This window comes from Pseudoalteromonas sp. SiA1 (genome assembly GCF_018732205.1).
Classification (GTDB): Bacteria; Pseudomonadota; Gammaproteobacteria; order Enterobacterales; family Alteromonadaceae; genus Pseudoalteromonas; species Pseudoalteromonas tetraodonis.
Genome location: NZ_CP076084.1, coordinates 2,183,784 through 2,205,012, shown reverse-complemented (window position 1 = coordinate 2,205,012; position 21,229 = coordinate 2,183,784). Strand labels below are relative to the sequence as shown.

Annotated in this window: 27 protein-coding genes; 8 read left to right on the top strand and 19 right to left on the bottom strand. The window is 41.2% G+C overall.

Features of this window, described 5'->3' with window-relative positions; genetic code table 11:
- Positions 1 to 94 precede the first annotated feature (94 nt).
- Positions 95 to 979, top strand: coding sequence for a peptidylprolyl isomerase (locus tag KK487_RS10250; RefSeq protein ID WP_128583220.1), 885 nt, complete (start codon positions 95 to 97; stop codon positions 977 to 979).
- 43 nt (positions 980 to 1,022) lie between these two features.
- Here the strand turns inward: KK487_RS10250 and queF are convergent, their stop codons facing one another.
- A complete protein-coding gene (gene queF / locus KK487_RS10245; protein WP_128583219.1) occupies positions 1,023 to 1,868 on the bottom strand; it encodes an NADPH-dependent 7-cyano-7-deazaguanine reductase QueF in 846 nt (281 codons plus the stop codon).
- 59 nt (positions 1,869 to 1,927) lie between these two features.
- On the opposite strand from queF, the gene syd reads away from it, so the two are divergent.
- The gene (syd, locus tag KK487_RS10240; protein WP_036953897.1) at positions 1,928 to 2,467 is read left to right on the top strand and encodes a SecY-interacting protein; all 540 of its coding nucleotides are present in this window, start codon (positions 1,928 to 1,930) and stop codon (positions 2,465 to 2,467) included.
- A 56-nt stretch (positions 2,468 to 2,523) separates the two neighbouring features.
- Here syd and KK487_RS10235 read toward each other — a convergent pair whose 3' ends face one another.
- The 3 genes from KK487_RS10235 to KK487_RS10225 form a co-directional block, all read right to left on the bottom strand.
- Positions 2,524 to 3,297: a Zn-ribbon-containing protein gene (locus KK487_RS10235; protein ID WP_064662909.1), complete on the bottom strand. Its 774-nt coding sequence runs from the start codon at positions 3,295 to 3,297 to the stop codon at positions 2,524 to 2,526.
- 13 nt (positions 3,298 to 3,310) lie between these two features.
- Positions 3,311 to 3,577, bottom strand: coding sequence for a hypothetical protein (locus tag KK487_RS10230; protein WP_024601586.1), 267 nt, complete (start codon positions 3,575 to 3,577; stop codon positions 3,311 to 3,313).
- Positions 3,578 to 3,674: 97 nt separating this feature from the next.
- Positions 3,675 to 3,911, bottom strand: a complete 237-nt coding sequence (locus KK487_RS10225) for a DUF2789 domain-containing protein (RefSeq protein ID WP_013465367.1) — start codon at positions 3,909 to 3,911, stop codon at positions 3,675 to 3,677.
- A gap of 295 nt (positions 3,912 to 4,206) precedes the next feature.
- On the opposite strand from KK487_RS10225, the gene KK487_RS10220 reads away from it, so the two are divergent.
- On the top strand, positions 4,207 to 4,863 hold the full coding sequence (locus KK487_RS10220; RefSeq protein ID WP_215521747.1) for a GNAT family N-acetyltransferase: 657 nt from the start codon (positions 4,207 to 4,209) through the stop codon (positions 4,861 to 4,863).
- Positions 4,864 to 5,460: 597 nt separating this feature from the next.
- Here KK487_RS10220 and KK487_RS10215 read toward each other — a convergent pair.
- Both KK487_RS10215 and KK487_RS10210 read right to left on the bottom strand, forming a co-directional pair.
- Positions 5,461 to 5,760: a DUF3301 domain-containing protein gene (locus KK487_RS10215; protein WP_013465365.1), complete on the bottom strand. Its 300-nt coding sequence runs from the start codon at positions 5,758 to 5,760 to the stop codon at positions 5,461 to 5,463.
- A complete protein-coding gene (locus KK487_RS10210) occupies positions 5,761 to 6,789 on the bottom strand; it encodes a DUF3549 family protein (RefSeq protein WP_013465364.1) in 1,029 nt (342 codons plus the stop codon).
- A 103-nt stretch (positions 6,790 to 6,892) separates the two neighbouring features.
- On the opposite strand from KK487_RS10210, the gene KK487_RS10205 reads away from it, so the two are divergent.
- The 5 genes from KK487_RS10205 (at position 6,893) to KK487_RS10185 (ending at position 10,594) form a co-directional block, all read left to right on the top strand.
- Positions 6,893 to 7,213 carry a YqcC family protein gene (locus tag KK487_RS10205; protein ID WP_013465363.1) on the top strand — a complete coding sequence of 107 codons (321 nt, stop codon included), beginning with the start codon at positions 6,893 to 6,895 and terminating at the stop codon, positions 7,211 to 7,213.
- Positions 7,206 to 7,970, top strand: a complete 765-nt coding sequence (truC, locus tag KK487_RS10200) for a tRNA pseudouridine(65) synthase TruC (protein ID WP_013465362.1) — start codon at positions 7,206 to 7,208, stop codon at positions 7,968 to 7,970. The genes KK487_RS10205 and truC overlap by 8 nt, the downstream gene beginning before the upstream one ends.
- On the top strand, positions 7,971 to 8,420 hold the full coding sequence (locus tag KK487_RS10195; RefSeq protein WP_013465361.1) for a flavodoxin: 450 nt from the start codon (positions 7,971 to 7,973) through the stop codon (positions 8,418 to 8,420). It begins immediately after the preceding gene.
- Between the two features lie 15 nt (positions 8,421 to 8,435).
- Positions 8,436 to 9,311: a nucleotidyltransferase family protein gene (locus tag KK487_RS10190; RefSeq protein WP_090494292.1), complete on the top strand. Its 876-nt coding sequence runs from the start codon at positions 8,436 to 8,438 to the stop codon at positions 9,309 to 9,311.
- Positions 9,312 to 9,520: 209 nt separating this feature from the next.
- The gene (locus KK487_RS10185) at positions 9,521 to 10,594 is read left to right on the top strand and encodes a phosphotransferase enzyme family protein (RefSeq protein WP_215521746.1); all 1,074 of its coding nucleotides are present in this window, start codon (positions 9,521 to 9,523) and stop codon (positions 10,592 to 10,594) included.
- Positions 10,595 to 10,699: 105 nt separating this feature from the next.
- Here the strand turns inward: KK487_RS10185 and KK487_RS10180 are convergent, their stop codons facing one another.
- From KK487_RS10180 to KK487_RS10120, 13 genes are all read right to left on the bottom strand, one after another.
- Entirely contained in the window at positions 10,700 to 10,939 is a 240-nt protein-coding gene (locus KK487_RS10180; RefSeq protein ID WP_008109433.1) for an RNA recognition motif domain-containing protein, read from the bottom strand.
- A gap of 138 nt (positions 10,940 to 11,077) precedes the next feature.
- On the bottom strand, positions 11,078 to 12,043 hold the full coding sequence (lipA, locus tag KK487_RS10175; RefSeq protein WP_013465357.1) for a lipoyl synthase: 966 nt from the start codon (positions 12,041 to 12,043) through the stop codon (positions 11,078 to 11,080).
- Positions 12,040 to 12,693 (bottom strand): lipoyl(octanoyl) transferase LipB, encoded by a 654-nt coding sequence (gene lipB, locus KK487_RS10170; protein ID WP_215521745.1) that lies wholly within the window; start codon positions 12,691 to 12,693, stop codon positions 12,040 to 12,042. Before lipB ends, lipA begins: the two co-directional genes overlap by 4 nt.
- Positions 12,694 to 12,712: 19 nt before the next feature.
- On the bottom strand, positions 12,713 to 12,991 hold the full coding sequence (ybeD, locus tag KK487_RS10165; protein ID WP_016898950.1) for a DUF493 family protein YbeD: 279 nt from the start codon (positions 12,989 to 12,991) through the stop codon (positions 12,713 to 12,715).
- A gap of 210 nt (positions 12,992 to 13,201) precedes the next feature.
- Complete coding sequence (locus KK487_RS10160) at positions 13,202 to 14,362, bottom strand: serine hydrolase (protein ID WP_029609897.1); 1,161 nt, start codon at positions 14,360 to 14,362, stop codon at positions 13,202 to 13,204.
- A gap of 53 nt (positions 14,363 to 14,415) precedes the next feature.
- The gene (locus tag KK487_RS10155) at positions 14,416 to 15,177 is read right to left on the bottom strand and encodes a septal ring lytic transglycosylase RlpA family protein (RefSeq protein WP_028834084.1); all 762 of its coding nucleotides are present in this window, start codon (positions 15,175 to 15,177) and stop codon (positions 14,416 to 14,418) included.
- A complete protein-coding gene (gene rodA, locus KK487_RS10150; protein ID WP_013465351.1) occupies positions 15,177 to 16,283 on the bottom strand; it encodes a rod shape-determining protein RodA in 1,107 nt (368 codons plus the stop codon). The genes KK487_RS10155 and rodA overlap by 1 nt, the downstream gene beginning before the upstream one ends.
- Positions 16,280 to 18,160 carry a penicillin-binding protein 2 gene (gene mrdA, locus KK487_RS10145; protein ID WP_013465350.1) on the bottom strand — a complete coding sequence of 627 codons (1,881 nt, stop codon included), beginning with the start codon at positions 18,158 to 18,160 and terminating at the stop codon, positions 16,280 to 16,282. Before mrdA ends, rodA begins: the two co-directional genes overlap by 4 nt.
- Before the next feature lie 9 nt (positions 18,161 to 18,169).
- On the bottom strand, positions 18,170 to 18,640 hold the full coding sequence (rlmH, locus tag KK487_RS10140; protein WP_002958522.1) for a 23S rRNA (pseudouridine(1915)-N(3))-methyltransferase RlmH: 471 nt from the start codon (positions 18,638 to 18,640) through the stop codon (positions 18,170 to 18,172).
- Between the two features lie 37 nt (positions 18,641 to 18,677).
- The gene (gene rsfS, locus KK487_RS10135; protein WP_013465348.1) at positions 18,678 to 18,995 is read right to left on the bottom strand and encodes a ribosome silencing factor; all 318 of its coding nucleotides are present in this window, start codon (positions 18,993 to 18,995) and stop codon (positions 18,678 to 18,680) included.
- A 62-nt stretch (positions 18,996 to 19,057) separates the two neighbouring features.
- The gene (nadD, locus tag KK487_RS10130; protein ID WP_013465347.1) at positions 19,058 to 19,687 is read right to left on the bottom strand and encodes a nicotinate-nucleotide adenylyltransferase; all 630 of its coding nucleotides are present in this window, start codon (positions 19,685 to 19,687) and stop codon (positions 19,058 to 19,060) included.
- Positions 19,688 to 19,697: 10 nt separating this feature from the next.
- Positions 19,698 to 20,738 carry a DNA polymerase III subunit delta gene (gene holA / locus KK487_RS10125; protein WP_058154959.1) on the bottom strand — a complete coding sequence of 347 codons (1,041 nt, stop codon included), beginning with the start codon at positions 20,736 to 20,738 and terminating at the stop codon, positions 19,698 to 19,700.
- On the bottom strand, positions 20,738 to 21,229 hold the full coding sequence (locus KK487_RS10120; protein ID WP_016898943.1) for an LPS-assembly lipoprotein LptE: 492 nt from the start codon (positions 21,227 to 21,229) through the stop codon (positions 20,738 to 20,740). The genes holA and KK487_RS10120 overlap by 1 nt, the downstream gene beginning before the upstream one ends.

Below are 21,229 nucleotides of genomic sequence, written 5' to 3'. Positions count from 1 at the left end.
TAGGCTCTGCCTTGCCTAAATACCAAACAGGCTGCTGCAAATTTAACCTTGAAAGGTCAACAGACCCTAATAGATAACAATAAAAAGGAAAGGTATGAAAAAGTGTGTAGTGACCCTTTTAGTGTCGGCTTTGTTAGGTGGATGTGCCCAGCAAAGTACTCAATCACCAGCCTCATCGGCTAAAAAACTAACAAGCAGTGAGATTATTGCGGCGGCTAAAGATGATGAATGGCGATGGGTCGAATCAGAGAATATTCTAAAGTTAACCCTGCCGACAGGCGCTGCATATATTGAGCTTAACCCCAAACTTGCGCCTAAACACACTGCGAACATTAAAAAACTGGCAAGACAAGGCTTTTATCAAGGTACTCACATTTACCGTTTTGTTGAAGGGTTTGTAGCTCAAGGTGGCGATAGTACGGGTAAAAAGTTAGCCAAAACTAAAGATAACACGGTGCCAGCGGAATTTTATTTAACCACCACTGAGCCACTTTCAATAACCGAGATGGGCAGTGATGGTTATGCACCCGTAACGGGGTTTTTAGGTGGCTTTGCGGTTGCACAAAACCAAGCGCATACACAAACGTGGCAAGTCCATTGTCATGGCATATTTGCAATGGCGCGCGATAACGATATAAACAGTGCCAGCAGTGAGTTTTTTGTCACCATAGGTCAAGGGCCGCGTTATTTAGACAAAAATATTACCGTGTTTGGTCGGGTGCTTAAAGGCATGGCACATTTTCATCAGTTAGCGCGAACGCCAACTGAGAATACCGAGTTTAACCCCATTACTGATCTACAAGTATTAGCGGATTTAGCAGACGATAGCAGCCGATTTAAAGTAATGAAAACAGACTCTGATTCATTCAAACAATTAATTATTGCTCGGGGTAACCGCAGCGAGGAATGGTTTGCGTACAGCCATAATTATATTGATGTGTGTGGCATGGCGGTGCCAACTAAGCAACTTAATGACTAAAAAAGGAGCCTCAGGCTCCTTTTTTGTTAAGGTAACGCGACACTTATTGACGGTTTATTTTTACCGAAAATGGGGTTTCGTTATAATGTGTTGAGCGATATGGGTTTATATCAAGCCCACCACGGCGCGTATAACGAGCGTATACTTCAAGTTCTTTAATATGGAGTTGAGTGGTTAAGTCGCTGTAAATACGTTCCACACATTGCTCATGAAACTCATTGTGAGTTCTAAATGAAATTAAATAGCGTAATAATGACTCACGACAAACTTGCTCACCGGTATAGCGAATAATAATACTCGCCCAATCCGGTTGTGAAGTAATTAAACAGTTAGACTTAAGCAAGTGGCTATGCAAAGTTTCGGTGACTATTTTATTGCTTTGTGATTTAAGTGAATGGGCATCAATATGGTAGTTATCTATCTCAATATCTAACTCATCTACACACTCACCTGGCAGTGGTGTGCAAGGAATACAATTGTAGTCATCAGCGCTGTATAAGGTTACCTTTACAGGGCTGTTTACCGCATTGGATAAGTCGTCAATTAAATGTTGTTTAACAATTTCAATACTCCCAAAACGGCTTTGATTAAAGCTGTTTAAATAAAGCTTAAACGACTTTGATTCAATAATATGACTACTTTGACATTCGAAAGTAAACAATGCCACCGCAACTTGAGGCTTACCTTTAGTATTTAACCAAGACAGTTCGTAACCTGTCCATATGTCTTGGCCTTTAAACGGCAGCGCAGTTTCATCAATACTTAATGAATCACGATTAAGCTTGCGAGCAATAGGAAAAAGCAAGCTGGGCGTGTATTGATCGACATACTCAGTAGATTGACCAAGTACGCTGCCTTTAAGATCGGGAGAATTGCTGTAATCTGTCATGTTTGCTCTTAAATAGTTACAATGGATGCATTATATATAAATTAAATGAGTTTCACAGTATGTCTGTTGCAATGCAATTAGCTCAACTTCACGAAAAATTTAGCGAACAAACGATTACTAATACACAAAAGCGCCCATTAATCGTCCACGATGAGCAATGGCCAAGCCCATGTGAAATAGGTAGCGCCGATGAACATGGCATGATCCAATGGCAAGCGATAGTTAGAGAGCCTACAGGTTCATTAACCGATCTCGCTAACGCATTGGAGCTTGAGTTTCCAGAGGCGTTGAGTCAATTTTATGGTCATATGTTTGCTGGCAGTGTTGTAGCCAATATTGACGGACATCAAGTGGAATTATTACAAGCATGGAATGAAGATGATTTTGACCTACTGCAACAAAATATCACCGGTCATGTTTTAATGAAACGTAAACTCAAACAAGCGCCAAGTGTATTTATTGGGTTAACCGACCAAGACGATTTGCTTGTTACCGTATTAGTAGAAACAGGTGAGGTGTGCTTAGAGTATGTAGGTAAAAAGCCACATCATGTACTTGCCAAAAACCTCAGTGAATTTATAGCATCGTTGACAGTATAATTATAAGGTAGTTTTAAGGTGTGATGTTTTTAGACATAGCACCTTGAGTGTGGGATTTATTGAAAATCCCACGAAATATTAGAGACTAAACCACACGGTTCACACCTAAAATCAAACAAGCCAAACCAAGGCTCGGGTAATTTCCATTCACCATGGCAACTCGGGCATTTACGCTCAAGTTCAGAGGCTTTATCAACCCCCCCTACACGGTATAAATAATAGTAAACAGGCTTTTTAGTTAAAAAACTAATCCGTTTAGTTATATCTTTACCACGGCGGTATAAATCACTTTGGGTGCTGGCTATTTCTTCAAGCGCTGGAAATTCACAGCGTGTTGCACCATTAATTTGAATTTGATCGCACGCTTGCCAATCTTCTTGCCATTTAATTAGTGTTTTATAGTCACCATTAGCAATCGCAGGAATATTAAATAGCGGCACGGGTAAAAAGTCATCGCCACAATACAGTGGGCTACATGTATGCACATAGGTAGTGTATAAAATATAGCTTGATGGCTCTTTACAGCCATCGGCACCATTGGAGTGAATATCTTGGCCGATGACCTTTACTTTGGGAGCAAGCAAACCAGCGCCATGAAGCTTTTCAACACTGTGTTTAACAAACGCACTGTTATTAAGTGGGTGCATGGCGTCTTCGGTCGGGCACATTACACGAGTAATAAAATAGCCATCTTTTAAAACCGTTGGAAATTCCTCTCCAATGATTTGGCCATTAAAGCGTAATGCATTCACTAAGCGGTTTATTGCCTGCTCGGCTTGCTCTAGGGTTGTGTCTTGGTAGCAATCAAATGTTAAATCAACAACAAACATCTATAGTCTCAAATTATTTTTGCTCTAGCAAAGCAAGTAATCGATCAAGTTTTTGCTCAATTCTATCTAACTGAGTGTTTTTAGGATCTGAGTTACTTGCTTGCTCGGGTGTTTTCATTAAATTATAAATTGAATCGGGATTATTTTTATATTGACTCACTGCCGCAATAATAACCGGCATAGGAAGTGGTTTTACTAAACGGCTTTTAGTTAGTGCAACAGTGGGGACTTTGCCTTCATCAAGAAGGACTTTAATAGCTTCAAATACAGCAGCATTCATTCGATTTATAACTCTTTAATAAAGTAAGCTCGCAACATGGAAGTTGCGAGCAGGTATGGTAACAATAAAGTGGCTCAGACACATTAAAATGTGCGATTTAATTATTTTGACGAAGGCGAGAGTCGAGTTCGTCAATTACCTCACTCCAATCGCCATCAACCGCCAGCGATTCAGCAATAAAGTGTTGTTGGGCTTCATCCCAAAAGGGAGCATCTTGCAATAATGTGGTATCCGAAATGGCATGCGATGCAATAAATGCATCTATTTCTGCTTCTGTATTAGGTAACCCTAATTGTGCGAACAATGTATTTATGTCGTGCTTAGTCGTATCCATAATCGTGCTCCTTAATGAATTAATACTTAATACTTATTAACTCTAGGGGGGAATGATATATCTAGCCAGTTTAACCCTTACTGAATTTACGCTTTATTTACTCAGTAGTAAGTCGCTAAAGCATGATCTGACTCAATGCAGTGGATGAGCGTACTAACTAAAATGTAAATTCGCTTATTTGTCCCACTTAGGTATATAGTTATATGAGCATTTGGTCATCGTTGTAGTTCAAAATTAATCCCAAACAAGTTACGCGGCGTAATGACAAAGGGTATAAAATAATAAAGGAAATAAAATGACAGCCACAGCAGAATCCACAGACACGTTTAGCGTGCAACATATTGCACCAGAAGATATCAGTACCGCTGCAAGCCTTATATATCAGGCTTACCAAAATGACCCTATTTTACAAACTCTGCTAGGGTATAACGAAAAAAGCTCTCTGGACTATGAAAAAAAACTCCGTGCGCTTATTCGCGAAGAGCTCAGTAGCTTTTGGCAAGAAAAACAGCCTTTAATTGGCCTTTACCGTAACGATAAGTTAAAAGCAGTTGCTTGTGTATTTGAGTCAAGTAGCCAACTTCAAGCAGAGCGTTATTGGCATTGGCGATTAAAGTTGATGTTAAGTGCCGGTTATTTGCAAACGAATCAATTAATTGAAAAAGAAAAAACTATTCGTGATGCACTAAAGCCGCAAGGCAATTACTACTTTTTAGCGTTTATCGCCGTTGACCCACATTTTCATGGTCAAGGGTTTGGCCGCCAATTACTTAAAGGCTTAGATGGTTTATTACATGACAATCCTGAGTCCTCTGGTATAGCGGTATTTGTGACTCGTGACGAACATACGCAATTTTTTAAATCACAAGGCTTTGAGCACTTTAAGCAGCTCACATTTAACCGAGTTAAAGGTGAATTACTTTTTAAAACTGCTCTATCTGTACAAGGCTAGGTGTTTAGAATTGTGATTATGTAAGCCAATGTTCCAAATAGGGCGCACTTACGTGAGATATATCTTACATTAACGTGCGCCTTGTCAGTTTAACTCCGTATTTTATCTTCTTAAAAACATCAAGCCATTGTTATTTATAGTTATTTTTATTTTTCAATTTTATGACCGTAATTTTTTTTGTTTTCCTCACTATCATACGAAGCCGTTTGCTTTAAACTTTACTTTGTCAAGACGACATAGCCCAATGATTGAGCTACTGCCATGGATAAGGAATCAGGCAACTAAGTAGTTACTAGCAGGAAGCACAAAGGACAAGTTAACACGGATGCAGGGATGAAACAGGAAGTACACGGAGTACTAAAATAGCTGGGAGCTATTTAAAGGACACCAAGGATGATGCGATAGGAAATTGCAGGAGCGTTAGTTTACGCAGGATAGCCAAGGCGGCAAGTGGATATTGCAGGATGCAATGGAGAGTAAACACGGTAGTTTGCTCGTTCAGAGGATGATAAACAGGGAATAGGTAAAGGATACCTTACAGGATGTTTGCAATTGGGGCGTAACTGAGGTTACGCCTTAGTTTTTTGTGCTAAGAAATTATATTCTATGTGGTGGCACAACCACACTTTTTAGTTTTTCATCTTCCATGATTAATACCCCTTGGTAGGCGTTTTCACCGTCACTTGAAAACTCAAAAATAAATTCGCTTTTCATGCCCGGTTTACCACTTTTTAAAATGCCAAATCGACGTTTGTTGCAAGCTACACTCATAAGTTGCACTTGCAATTGCTCGCTTTGCCGTTTGGCATGAACGTTCGCTGCTTCGGCTATTTTACGATTTAGCCAAAAAAAATAAATTACAGCACCAATAAGTATGAACGTCCATAAACTAGCCATTTAAGAGAATAACCTTCCAATTGCGCGAGCTAATGTCTCGCTTCTGTTTTCTTCACGTAATAAAGCTAATAAGTGAGGGCGAATAGTCGCAATTGCAACTAAATCTGCAAAAACGCTAGGAAATAATTCAGCTATTTTCTCATGATGCGCACAGTTATCCATAAACACATGTAAACGCTGTGGCTGTTCTAACTGTTTGAAGCAGCGACCAGCAATGGTCAACAAAATATCAGAATCTTGCCCTAAAGGTGAGTTAAGCGCGCAGTCAACAAGTTGTGCGCTAAGCCCTGCTGCTTGCCCTGATGATATTGCACGCAGCGCGGCAGAGGCCGCAACAACATCATTATTACTAAGGGCGGTTTGCCCATAACTTAACAATAACTCACTTAACGAGGGCGGTATTTCGATGTGTTCAAGCATTGCACTTAATGGCTGTAATACTTCAACTGGTAATTTAGGCCACGCTGCTTGTAAGTGCTTTAAGTTATCAGCACTATGAAGACGATAAGCAAAATCGGCAATGCCTTGTAACGCGACATTTTGCCAATTATCAAAGCCAATTTGGCCACTAAAGTAGAGTTGGGCGTGCTCGTAGTATTGCGACGCTGGTTGCTTTAGCAACACTTTAACTTGTGCATTAAACGCCGCTAATTTATTCGCGTTCGGAGTAAATACATAAGGGTTGTTATCGAGTGTGCCATCGGCTTGCTCGCCGGTAATTTCTGTTCCTAGTGCCTGAATAACCATATCTGCAAAGTGATCACGGCTCGCGCTTACTAACTTACTTTGCTCATCAAGTGGGAATTTTAAGAACCACACATAGGGTTCTTTACTGGCTTTGCTATCCCAAAACTGAATCGCTAACCATGCATGACCTGCTAATGGGTAAGGGTAAGGAATTTGCGCTTGTTCAACGGCTAAAAATTGTTGTTTATCAAGCTTGGTAATGTGCCTGCCAATATCAAAAGCACGCCATTGAGTGCCTGCACCATCTAAAAGCTGGCCTAACGTAGCTATATGTTCACTCATGGATTTCCAACTGTTTTTACTACAAAATTACCTTAATTATACGCCATAGCGACTGTTGTGGGAACAGGGTATAATTGCATAATACACAGACCAAAGGGTGATTATGTACCAGCAAACCCACATATATTTACAGCAATTAGCGGCGCTACTTAAAAAGCATCAACTGTGGCAGGTTGAGCCACTGAATCCCGATTTATTAGATTCTAGCGTACCGTTTTGTCACGATACACTGGCATTTGAACAATGGTTGCAGTTTGTATTTATTGAAAAGTTACAGCGGCTAATTGACAACAAGCAGCCGTTACCGCGCAATTTTGCAGTCGCCCCGATGGCGCAAATGACACTCACTGATAAATCAGGCAGCGAAGACATTATCGCTTTACTGACTCAATTAGATTCATATTTAGGAGAGCCTAATGAGTGAGCGCCCAGAGCCTATTGAATACGGCGAACTGTCGATTCTTTATCAAGATGAAAATTATGTAGCAATAGATAAACCCTCTGGGCTACTTGTTCATCGCTCATTTTTAGATAAACATGAAACTCAATTTGCAATGCAAATGCTGCGCGATCAAATAGGGCAACATGTGTTTCCTGTTCACCGTCTTGATAGGCCTACTTCGGGTGTATTACTGTTTGCATTAAGCTCAGAGGCGGCGCGAGATATGAATCAATTATTTATTGAGGGCACAATAACAAAACGTTATTTAGCGTTGGTACGCGGGTTTGCGCCTGAATCTGTTTTTTTAGATAAACCGTTAAAAGAAGAACTCGACAAAATAGCCGATAAGTTTGCTGATCAAGACAAAGCCGCGCAAGAAGCACAAACACAATTTAATTGTTTGCATCAAGCTGCGCTGCCTATCCCAATAGGAAAATACCCAACGGTTCGTTATTCTTTGGTAGAGTGTTTTCCTAAAACGGGTCGCAAACATCAAATACGCCGGCATTTAAAGCACTTGTCTTTACCTATTATTGGTGATGTAAATCATGGCGATAATCAGCATAATCAGTTTTTTAGGGAGCATTTTTCGCTTCGCCGTCTAATGTTGTTTGCATCAGAGCTTAGCTTTGTGCACCCTTATAATAATGAACCCATAACAATTAAAGCGCCGCTGGGTGATGCAATGTTAAACATTTGCAAACAGCTGGGGTGGCCAGAACAAGAAGAGGATTATTAAATGGCACATATTAGTATTTTTGTTGGCAGCGTGTATGGCGGTGCAGAGCGATTAAGTGAGCAAGTTAGCGACACGCTAGAGCAAGCTGGTCATCAGGTTAGTGTCTTCGAGCAACCTACTTTAGATGATATAAAAAATGCTTCGCATATTTTAATTGTTACCTCGACCACTGGGCAAGGCGATATTCCTGATAATTTAGCGGATCTTTATCATCAATTAAATAGTACTTTTCCAATGCTAACAGACAAGCCTTTTGGTATTGTTGCCATGGGTGATAGAAGTTACGGTGATACGTTTTGTGGGGCAGGGCGCAGCTTTGATGAGCTACTACGTGATTTACAAGCTAAACCTGTTGGTAACCGACTAGAAATCGATGCCTGTGAAGACTTTGAGCCATGGCCGGTAACTGAGCCTTGGTTGCAAGCCTGGCTTGGTAAATTACCCTCATAAATGCGCAGACTCTAAATGAAAAAACATAAACTGAGTTTGGTTGTGCTTGCCGGTGGCTTAGGTAGTCGCTTTGGTGGCAATAAACAAATAGCAGAAATACCTGGGCTAAATTGCACGATTATGGAGTTAAGCATTACTGATGCGTATCGCGCCGGTGTGACACAGGTTGTACTGATCATCAATCAAGCCGTTCGCAGTGAGATAGAACACACTATTTTACCTCGCTTACCTAAAGCCCTTGACGTGGTATTAGTAGAGCAACATAACGCGCTTGTTCCTGATGCATACAAAGCACTATCACAGCAACGTATAAAACCATGGGGCACAGGGCATGCGTTACTGTGTGCCAAAGCATATATTAACAACCCTGCAATTGTTATTACCGCAGATGACTATTATGGTGCGTCTTCATTTTTATTGCTTAGTGAGCATTTTAAAAATAGCCCCGAATGGGCAATGGTGGGGTACCCGATTATCAATACCCTCTCTGAGCACGGTGGGGTTAATCGCGGAGTATGTAGTATTGCTGATGGAAGGCTTGTTGCAGTGACGGAATATTTAAATATTCAAAAAGAGTCTGCACATATTGTTGGAAATAATCCGCAGGGCTTGCGTGAAAAAATTAGCCGAGATGCGCTAGGATCTATGAGTTTTTGGGGGATCACGCCGTGCTTTTTTGATTATTTGCAACAAGGTTTTGAGACGTTTTTACAGCAATATAATGCTAATACTCAGCAAGAATATTACTTACCTGATCAAATCCAGCAAGCGATTAATGTAAAAGCACAGCCTGTATTTGTATACACTGCAAAAGAGCCTTGGTTTGGTGTTACCTATAAATCAGAACTGACAAGCATTGCGGCTACTTTGTGCGCATTGCGTCAAGCGTAAAGGTGTTAATACCAATTTTATTAAAAATATGATCAATCTAGCGTATTAAATAACCCGCTTCCTGCGTTAAAAATTATTTATATAGAACAACTATGTATCATAATTTTCGCCTTGCTATCGCGTTATTTCCTTGTCGCTGTAATCGTTCACTAATTTAATGCAATTGATATAAATTATTGTCGCCTTGGGCGAAAAGAGTGAAGTAGAAAATGAATTCAATTCCTATAGAAGTTTACTTATCTGAGAATTTTGGCCTTGACGATAAGCATGCGAGTATAAAACCCATTGGTAGTGGGCACATCAATACTACCATGTTATTGAGCACACCTAAGCGGTCATTGGTTGTACAAAAGCTCAATACGGTGGTATTCCCAAAACCACAGTTACTTGTTGATAATGCAAGATTAATAGAACAACACTTAAGTAAAAAGCAGCAAGTCGGTGAGTTCAACTTAGCAATTGTGCGGCATGTAGCAACAACTCAGCATGACTATTTAGTAAATAATAATAACGATACTTGGCGAGCCCTTGAGTTTATTGGTGGCAGTTACAGCGAAGATGTGGTTAATACTGTTAGCCAAGCGCAAACCGCGGCTAATGCATTTGGCCAATTTGCTGCAGCATTAGAGGATTTTGACGCTAACAAATTACATGCAGTTATCCCTAACTTTCATAATTTAGCCATGCGTGCAGAGGTTTTTAAGCAAGTTATTAACGCCGATCCTCATAAACGTGTAGCTCATTGTCAGGAGGAGGTTGATTTTTGCTTGTCGCAGTTCTCACTCATTGATGAGCTCAATGCATTAGCTGGAAAAGTCCCTATTCGCGTGTGTCATAACGATACTAAAATAAACAACATGCTATTTTGTTCAGATTCAAATGATGCAAAAGCGGTGATTGATTTAGACACCTGTATGCCAGGTTATTGGCTTAATGACTTTGGCGATATGGTCAGAACATTCTGCTCTGCAGAGCAAGAAGATTCAACAGCGCTTGAAAAAGTAGGTGTTCGTGAAGACATTTTTGCAGCAATTGTTAAAGGTTACGTTGAACCATTAAAGTCAGTATTAACGGCCGCAGAAAAACAAAGCTTTTGGTTAGGTGCTAAAGTAATGCCTTTTATGATTGGCTTACGCTTTTTAACCGACTATATAGACGGCGATAATTACTTTAGTGTTAAATATGAGAGACACAATTTAGATCGCGCAAAAAATCAATTTGCGTTGTACAGGGATATAGTAAGTAAGCAGCAGGTATTAAAGGCGATGTTAACTCAGATATAAGCCCAATTGGTTATATTGCTCAAAGTGTTAAAGCTAAGCTTTGAGCAATATAAAGCGAGGTTAAACGCTGAAAATACGTATAAACTTCCAACCCCTCAATCGTTATTAAGCATCGGCTAGTTTTACGCGGATTTTGCTTTTATCAACGGTTGTTTGATTAAGGGCTTTAATAGCGCCTTTAACTTCAATGTCGTTTGGCATTTCCACAAAAGCAAAACCTTTTGATTGGCCAGTTTCTTTATCGAGTACTAAGTTACAGGTGGTCACTTTACCGTGCGCTGTAAATAAAGTACGAAGCTCATGCTCAGTGGTAGCACGAGATAAGTTGCGAACTAATAGTTTCATAATGAACCTAATTAAGGGTATCAGCGGTAATTATCTCAAGTAACCCCGCTTTAGCCTAACTTTATTTTACATTTGGTGAAAATAACGCCCATAAACAAAAAAAGCTGCTCGTTGGCAGCTTTTTGTTTATCAGCAGGCTTATTTTACTTCTTTACCCGCTGCTTGTTGATCTGCGTGATAGCTTGAGCGTACAAACGGGCCAGAAGCCGCGTGTGTAAAGCCAATTTCATCAGCATACTCTTTTAGTGCATCAAACTCAGCAGGCGGCACGTAGCGTTTTACTGGTAAGTGATGCTTAGAGGGTTGTAGGTATTGGCCTACGGTTAGCATATCAACGTTATGCTCACGTAAATCACGCAGTACTTCTTCAATTTCGCTAATTTCTTCACCAAGGCCAACCATTAACCCCGATTTAGTTTTAACCTCAGGGTGTGCTTCTTTAAAGCGACGTAATAATTCAAGTGACCACTTGTAATCAGCACCTGGACGCGCCAATTTGTACAAACGTGGTGCTGTTTCTAGGTTGTGGTTAAATACATCTGGCGGCGTTTCAATTAATATTTCCAACGCTCTGTCCATTCGACCACGAAAATCAGGGACTAATATCTCAATGGTGATTTCTGGATTGTGCTTGCGAATTTCACGGATACAATCGGCAAAGTGCTGAGCGCCACCGTCACGTAAATCATCACGGTCTACCGAAGTGATCACTACGTAGCTTAGCTTCATGTCTTTAATGGTCAGTGCAAGCTTTTCAGGCTCTGCTGCATCGGGCTTTAATGGACGGCCATGTGCAACATCACAGAATGGGCAACGACGTGTACAAATAGCCCCTAAAATCATAAAGGTCGCCGTACCGTGGTTAAAACATTCTGATAAGTTAGGGCACGAGGCTTCTTCACATACAGAGTGAAGGCCATGCTTACGCATTGCTTGTTTTATGCCGTCAATCCGCTCGGTTGACTTAGGTAAGCGGATTTTAAGCCACTCTGGCTTACGGAGCATTTCGGTTTTTTCTGTTGGTAAAACTTTAACGGGGATCAACGCCATTTTTTCTGCGTCGCGTAGTTTTACACCTGGTTCCATTTTGACTGGTTTATTCATTCGTTTTCAAACCCTTCAGTATGCTTAACCTGTGTTGCATTAAGCTTTTTGATCATGTGTTTTACCAGCCCTTGACCTGCAGCTTCAAGGTTTTGAGGGCCATTTAATTCTTTAGTTTGCACCATATTCATGCCCGCATAACCACAAGGGTTAATGCGTAAAAATGGACTTAGGTTCATGTTAACATTTAATGCTAAACCATGAAATGAGCAGCCACGACGAACTCTTAGGCCTAAAGAGGCAATTTTGCTGTCGTTCACGTAAACACCGGGTGCATCGGCTTTTGCGTATGCATCAATACCGTACTCAGCAAGGGATTCAATAATACATTCCTCAAGCCATGTTACTAGCTCTCGTACGCCAATCTTTAAACGACGTAAGTTAAATAATACATACATCATTTGCTGACCTGGGCCGTGGTAAGTTACTTGTCCGCCACGGTCCACTTTAATCACTTCAATGTCACCTGGGGCAAGCAAGTGCTCATCTTTACCGGCTTGGCCTTGGGTAAATACACTTTCGTGCTCTACCAGCCAAATTTCATCTGGGGTATTTTCATCACGGGTGTCGGTAAAGTCTTGCATTTTTTGCCAAATCGGCATGTAACGCTGACGACCCAGTTGGCGTACGATTAGGGTGTTTTCGCTCACAACAAATCTCAACTATGGATTAAAGCATATGGCGTACGTCATCGATGTTGCTGATCACGTTGTAAATTTCTTCAATGTGTTTGCCGCTTGTTACAGTAGCTACTAGCGTTACAGACTCGTAATTACCTTTACTGCTTGGTTTTACTTTTGGCGCATAATCACCTGGAGCAATAGGTTGTAATTTAGCTAAAATTTGATCAGTTAAGTTTACATTAGCTAGACCCATAATTTTAAATGTAAATGGGCAAGGGTACTCTAAGTACTCATCAAATTTAGTGTCTTTAACAGGTTCAACCACGACGGGAACTCCTCAAACAAAAAGTGTTGGCTTTGCTAAAACGCGAAGCTTAAAACTGACAGGCTAATGGCAATCTTGAAATGATGCTATTGTTGACCCAAGCCAATGATAGTCATTCAATACGATTGGTATATATGGGGCGCATTCTAGCACTTTTCAAGCAAAAAAAAACGCCTCACAGTGGAGGCGTTCATATTACTTTACTCGCAATTACATAATCTGTAAGCGTAAGTAGTCATATATTTTACTAAAGAAGCTACCTTCTTGTATTTCTTCAAGTGTAACTAGCGGATATTGTGCAATATCTTCGCCTTCAAGCTGTAAAAATAAAGTACCTACTTTTGTGCCTTTAGCTAAAGGTGCCTCAAGGGTATCGTCTAGCTCAAAGTTTGCTTTAAGGTTTTTATGCTGACCACGAGGAATAGTAATAGGTGTATCTTCTAAAATTCCTAAAGAAACATTCTCTTTATTGCCCATCCAAACACGTTGCTCAGCAAAGCTGTCGCCGGCTTTATACGGGGTAATTGTTTCAAAAAAGCGAAAACCGTAGTTTAGTAGTTTTTTACTTTCTACCTTACGCGCGCGCTCACTTGAGGTGCCCATTACAACGGCAATTAAACGCATGTCGTTTTTTGTTGCAGAGGTGACTAAGCTGTAACCGGCATCAGATGTGTGACCCGTTTTAATACCATCTACATCAAGGCTTTCATCCCACAACAACGAGTTGCGGTTATATTGCTTTATGCCATTGAAGGTAAAAGACTTTTGTTTATATAGCGCGTATTCATCAGGTACGTCTCTGATAAGTGCAGCCCCTAATGTTGCCATGTCGCGTGGCGTTGTATAATGCGCATCAGTATCAAGGCCATGACTATTAACAAAATGCGTATTAGTCATGCCTATTTTTTCGGCGTGAGCATTCATTAAATCTGCAAACGCGCTTTCGCTACCAGCAATATGCTCTGCCATAGCAACACATGCATCATTTCCTGATTGAATAATAATGCCATGGTTAAGATCATCGACACTAACTTGTTTACCGACTTCAATAAACATTTTTGATGATTCAGGGAAGTTTTTTGCCCACGCTTTTTCACTAACAGTAACCATATCGGTAGGCGCAATATTACCAGCATTAATTTCGGTACCAATTACATAACTGGTCATCATTTTAGTTAAGCTGGCCGGTGCTAGTTTAGTATCAGCCTCGCCTTGTGCAATGACTTTACCTGTGGTGAAGTCCACCAAAAAGTAACCTTTTGCATTAACTTGAGGAGGCGCTGGAATAATTTGGGCGGTGGCTGAAAATACGGCGGCAGAACAGACTAAGCCGCAAACACCAGTAAGAATTTTATGTTTAATAGATTTCATCATACTCATTAATGGTTAAAGTTAAAAATATGCGTATTCCCATTCTAAAGGGCTTACTGAGTGTAAAGCAAGAACGCGTTTTGAAATTGATTTTGTTTTAATGTTTCTAGTACTTGTTGCGCATGTTGGGCATCTTTTATTGGCCCTAAGTGCAATCTATAAATAGCGTCTTTTTCAACGATATTTGTCGGTAACTTATACTGTTCTCGCAGTGTACTTGCTAACGCTTCTATGTTGGCTAAGGTACTGCCCGCGGCAACTTGAACGTAGGTTTTTCGTGCATGGGTATCGGCTAGAGTAATGGCTTCTAGCTTAACCTCTGCTGTACCATACTTATGGTATCCAAGTTTGTATGCAGCGGCATAAGAAAGGTCAATAATTCTATTATCATGAAAGGGGCCACGGTCATTAACACGAACAATAATTGACTTGCCATTAGCCGTATTTGTTACCCGCACAAAACTAGGTAAAGGCAACGTTTTATGGGCTGCGGTCATCGCGAACATGTCGTAAATTTCGCCATTAGAGGTGTGATACCCATGAAATTTACGGCCATACCACGAAGCAATGCCCGTTTCTGAATAGCCGGTTTCATCGAGCATCGGGGTATAACGTTTGCCAAGCACTTCGTAGGGGCGCGTGGTACTCGCACTTTTAATAACTTGAGTAACAATGGCATCTTGCATTTCTAATTCGGTCGGTGCACGAAGCGGCGCCGCATCATGGCGCATGCTGTAACGACTATTTGAACTGCTGCATGCACTTAAAAAGAGGCTAACGAGAATAATAATTATAAGTTGTTTGTAAAGGCGCATTATTTTAAGAGCATCCTTTTATCTGTGGCAATCGACATAATAATGCCAAATGCAGCCATCAGGGTCACCATCGAGGTACCGCCATAACTAATTAATGGCAACGGTACACCTACAACAGGCAACAAACCCGATACCATGCCAATATTTACAAAAATATAAACAAAAAATGTGAGCGTGAGTGAGCCGGCTAATAGTTTACCAAACGCATCTTGTGCGTTAACCGCAATATACAGTCCACGGCCAATAATAAATAAATATAAACTAAGTAAAACACACACACCAAATAAGCCAAACTCTTCACTCAGTACTGAAAAAATAAAGTCAGTATGTCGTTCAGGTAAAAATTCTAGCTGCGATTGCGTGCCTTGCAGCCAGCCTTTTCCTTCGATACCGCCTGAACCAATGGCAATTTTTGATTGAATAATATGATAGCCAGAACCCAGCGGATCGCTCTCAGGGTCTAAAAAGGTCAGTACCCTTTGCTTTTGATAATCGTGCATACCGTAGTGCCAAAATGGCCATGCTGCCAAAGCAACAACCGAGCTTAAAAAGCCGATTAAACGCCAGCTCAAGCCTGATAAAAACAACACAAATACACCGGAACTGGCAATCAAAATTGAGGTGCCCAAATCAGGTTGTTCTTTAATAAGTAGGGTAGGCAGCATAACAATGGCAAAGCCAATGACTAAATGTAACGGACGCGGCGGCAAATGATGACGGCCAATATACCAAGCAACCATCATCGGAACCGCTAATTTCATTAGCTCTGAGGGTTGAAAGCGAGTAATGCCTAAATCTAACCAGCGCTGAGCTCCCTTAGAACTTACACCAAATAGCAGTACCCCAACCAGCATGAGTAATCCTAGGCAATACATGGGAATAACTAAGCGTTTTAAAGTCGCTGGTGGAATTTGAGCGAGTACAAACATACCTATAATGGCGCCAGCCATTCGCGTAATATGGCGAACCATCATGGCAGAGTCTTGCCCTGAGGCGCTGTATACAATGGTGATACTACCGGCCATCATCAGCAATAACGCAATAAAAAGTGGCAAATCAATATGCAGTCGCAGCCAAATAGAGCGCTTATCATGTAAAGCCGTCATGGTGCTTTGTCCCCTGAAGGTTGGATTGGGTTAGCTGCAAAATAGTAATCCATTAATTGGCGCGCAATGGGCGCACCTACTGAGCTTCCCCCACCGGTATTTTCTACCACAATAGAGACAACAATTTGTGGGTTATTAAACGGGGCAAAACCTATATAAATGGCGTTGTCGCGTTGGCGCTCTTTGAGTGCATCGGCGTCGTAACGCTCGCCCTGAGCAATACTCACCACTTGGGCAGTACCGGTTTTACCTGCAGGATCATAAGTAGCCCCTTTAAACGCACGATGGGCAGTTCCGGTGGTTTTTTTAACGGTGTTATGCATGGCATCAATAGCGATGCGCCAGTTATCTTCGTTATTGAGTACAACCGGCGGTTTTTCTTCATTATTGAGCTGAGTAATTTGATCTTCTTTTTTAGCAACTTGCACTAAATGCGGAGGGTGATTTATCCCTCTGTTAACTAAAATATTAGTGGCATTCGCTATTTGAATGGGGGTGGCAGTCCAATAACCTTGGCCAATTCCTACAGAAATAGTATCTCCAGGCCACCAAGACTCTTTAAAACGGGCTTCTTTCCACTCTTTTGAGGGTAAAATAGCGGTTGTTTCTTCATGAATATCAATACCGGATAATTCACCAAAGCCAAAGCGAGCCATAAAATTACTTATTTTTGTGATCCCCATTCGATAGGCTGCGTCATAAAAGTAGGTATCGCATGACTCTTCTATTGCTTTATAAACATCCACATGGCCATGGCCCCAACGTCGCCAATCACGCCATCTATGCTCTACGTTGGGAATTTGAAAAAAGCCCGGATCCCACATGCTGGTGGTTTCTTGCACTATATTTTCTTCTAATGCCAAAATAGCCATGTGTGGTTTAACAGTAGATGCTGGTGCGTAGCGACCTTGAGTCGTGCGATTGATCAGTGGACGATCAGGGTTGAGTAAGGCTTTGTAGTCTTTACTGCTAATACCGTGCACAAATAAATTGGGATCATAACTCGGGTTTGAATACAGCGCTAAAACGCCGCCATCTTTTGCATCCATTACCACAATAGCGCCGCGCATATCTTTAAGTGCATGTTGGGCTATTTGTTGTAAACCAATGTCGAGAGTAAGTACTAAGTCGTCACCCGCTTGCGGTGGATCCATACTTAAAGTGCGGATAATTCGGCCGCGGTTATTAACTTCAACTCGTTGTGAGCCAACTTGACCATGTAATAACGGCTCGTAGTACTTTTCGATACCCAGCTTACCAATATCATGCGTGGCTCGGTAGTTTGTGGCTTCATCTTGTTGTTCAAGCTTGTTTAACTCTTTTCTATTGAGCTTTGCGACATAGCCTAATGCATGGGTTAAAGTATCGCCAAAGGGGTAATATCTCGCTAGACGTGCCTCAATACTAAAGCCTGGAAACTTATGTTGGTTTACTGAAAACATCGCTACTTCGTTTTCATTTAAACGGGCTTTGAGGACTTGACTTTTAAAACGTCGAGTATGTTTTATATCATCAAGAAAATCAGCTTGTTGCTGCTCGGTTATTTCAATGATTTTGCTGATAGACTTCAAAGAGGCGGTTAAATCATTAACTTCTTCGGGGATCACCTCAAGGTTATAAACGGGCTTATTTTCGGCCAGCAAAACACCGTTGCGGTCGTAAATTAAACCGCGATTGGGGGCTATAGGTATAACTTTTATACGGTTATCATTAGAACGAGTTTGATAATCTTGATGATCATCTACCTGAATTTTATACAAGTTAGACAGCAATATTGCTACAAGGACTAATATAAAAATAAAACCCACGAATGCACGCCGAGCAAATAAATTAGCTTCTGCTGAGTGGTCGCGAATGGTGGGTCTTCGTTTTAGCATGGCAAGAAACTACTCGCGATGATAAGGATGGTTGTTATTTAAGCTCCAGCCTCTGTAGAGGCTTTCAGCAACAATAATGCGTACTAAAGGGTGTGGGAGCGTTAAATTTGATAACGACCATTTTTGCTCAGAGGCAGCAATACACTCTGGGGCTAAGCCTTCAGGTCCGCCAATTAATAAACTGACATCGCGACCATCTAGTTGCCACTTTTCCATGTTTTTCGCTAGTTGATGAGTATCCAGTGCTTTACCGGTTACTTCTAGTGTGACAATACGATTGCCTTTAGGTATGGCGGCTAAGGTTTTTTCACCTTCAATGTGCAAAATACGCTTTATATCGGCATTTTTTCCACGTTTACCAGCAGGGATCTCAATGAGTTCCAATGCCATATCTTTGGGAAAGCGGCGTTGATACTCTGCAAAACCTGTCTCTACCCATGCTGGCATTTTTGTACCAACAGCAATCATTTGTATTTTCACGACGTTACTTCCAAGCGTTGTCTAAAATAGGGAGCAATTAGCCCCAAAGCTTTTCTAGATCGTAATAGCTACGTGCTTGATCTTGCATAACGTGAACAATCACATCACCTAAATCAACGAGTGCCCATTCACCATCGCTTTGGCCTTCATACCCTAATGGCTCTTCACCAGCGTGGCGAGCTTCTTTTGCTAAGTTATCAGCAATTGACAATACATGACGTCTTGATGTGCCTGAACATACAATCATGTAATCGGTTACGTCTGAGCTGCCAGTTACGTCAAGTTGAATCACATCACGTGCTTTCATATCGTCAATTTTGTCTAGTGCAAAAGCGAGTAGTTGTTTCGAATCCAAGGTTTTGTCTCAATTTAAAATTTAATAGCGGTTATTTTAACACGCTGAGGGGTTTATACCAATCACTCTTGATAAAGCTGGTGCTGCTTAATATAGTGACTCACGGCGTCGGGTAATAGTTCACTCTTTTTAGTACTTTTTTTAAGGGCTTGACGGATCTCGCTGGATGCGGCATCCAGCTGTTCCCCCTCTAAAAAGTAAAGGTGTCCGGCATTTGTTTTTTGCAGCAAGGCAATATCAGTGGTAACAGCGTTATGTTGATAGCATTTAAGTTCACCCTGTGTATCACAAATTTGGCCAGGGCGTTGATACACCACCAGATGACAAAGGCGAGTTATTGTTTGCCATTGATACCATTTATCGAAATTGTTGAATGAGTCCATGCCAATTAAAAATAAAATAGGGGTATCGGGGTTTTCTGCTCTTAGCTCTTGCAAACTTAATAAAGAATACGACGGGCCGCTGCGTTGCAGTTCTCGTAAATCAAGTTTGAACGGCGCATAAGGTGTTATTGCGGCTTTAAGCATTGCTATACGATGCTCGGTGCTGATCCCCGGTGCCGCTTTGTGCGCAGGTATTGCACAGGGCATAAAATAGAGTGAGTGTAATTTAAAGGTCGCAACGCATTGCTGCGCCATATTAAGGTGTCCCAAATGAACGGGATCAAAAGTACCACCAAAAATTGCAATCATGTATTTCCCTTTACTGACGGTTACTATGGCAGGGAAGTGGAATATCGAGCGGTTGGCAGAACTTAATGCAAATATGCGCCAATGCTTGGTAAGGGGCAATCAATGCACCTTGCTTGTAACTTGCATCAAACAATGCCAGTTCACTGCTAATATTCTCTAGGGTATGAATGTTTAGCCTGTTAATGGCTGTTTGTACTGGCGCTTGTTGATTTTTCCAAATAGCTTTTTGTTTAAATAAGGTTGCTAATGACTCACCTTGCAATAATCCCTGCTGCACACTCAATAATGTATTAAGGTCTTTATTAATGGCCCATAAGATACTCACAACCTCAGTGTTATCACTGGCAAGTTTGTTAAGTACTTTTATAGCCTGAGCGGTGTGGCCGTTTAAAAGCGCATCACTTAAATCAAAAATATCAAACTTAGCTTGGTTTAGTAGTCCTTGCATCACCAGCTGTTGCGTGATCAGAGCGTCACCGTGTATTAATGCTAGTTTTTCAAGCTCTTGGTAACACGCAAGTAAGTTGCCTTCAGTGGCATTAATTAAACTGAGTTTGGCCTCGTTTTGAATATTTAGTGACAAACGTTGGCACTGCTCATCAAACCAACGCTTTAAGTGATTTCCGCTAAGTGGGTAACAGGGTACAAATAACCCATGCTTATCAAGTGCTTTAAACCACGCGCCGCGCTGAACATCTTGACTGGCCTTAGCGCCTTTTACGATTAAGATCGTATCAGGGTTTTCAAGCTCTACTATTTTTTTAAAGGTGTTTGCGCCGGGTGTCCCCGGTTTTTGCTGGTTTAAATCAAGCTCAATAATAGTGCGCGCGCTAAACAACGACATACTTTGGTATTGCGCGATTATTTCTTGCCAATCAAAGCCCTGAGCTAAAGTGAATTTAATTACTTCATCAAATCCTTGTGCCTTTGCCGTGTCGCGAATGAGCTGTACACATTGCGCTTCTTGAAAAGGCTCTTCGCCAAAAACCAAATAAAAAGGTTTTAAGCCTTTTTTTAATTCACTCGATAGCTGATTTGCATAACAACGCATTATAGTTGCGACAACTCTCTAACAATACGACGACTCGCTTGTTGGCGAATTTCGCTAATTAGCAGCTCAAGCTCTTTTGCTTTTGCTAGTGCATTATCTGGATCGTCTTGGTAGTTACGGTATAACTCAAAGCGTTTTTCGATGGCTTTTTGTTTCGGGCGTTTTACTACATAACTTACGCTGTATGCCAGTTCGTACTCAGCTACTTGTCCATTTTGGAACAACGATAAGGTTTGACGCTCTAGTTGTTCTTTAAATAAATAAAGCTGCGCTGATTGTTTACTTGCAGGCACTAAAGTGACATCGCTCATAGCCAGTTCGCTTTGCAAATAGCTAAATAAAGCAGATTTTTGATCATCCCCCACAAGCGTTAGCTGTTTTAAATCATCGGGTAGGCTAGAGGCTTTTTTAAGATGAAAGCCACAGCTCGATAACAAAAAACAGACTAGCACTAAGGCTAGTCCGTTTTTAATGGCGTTTAAAGCAGCCAT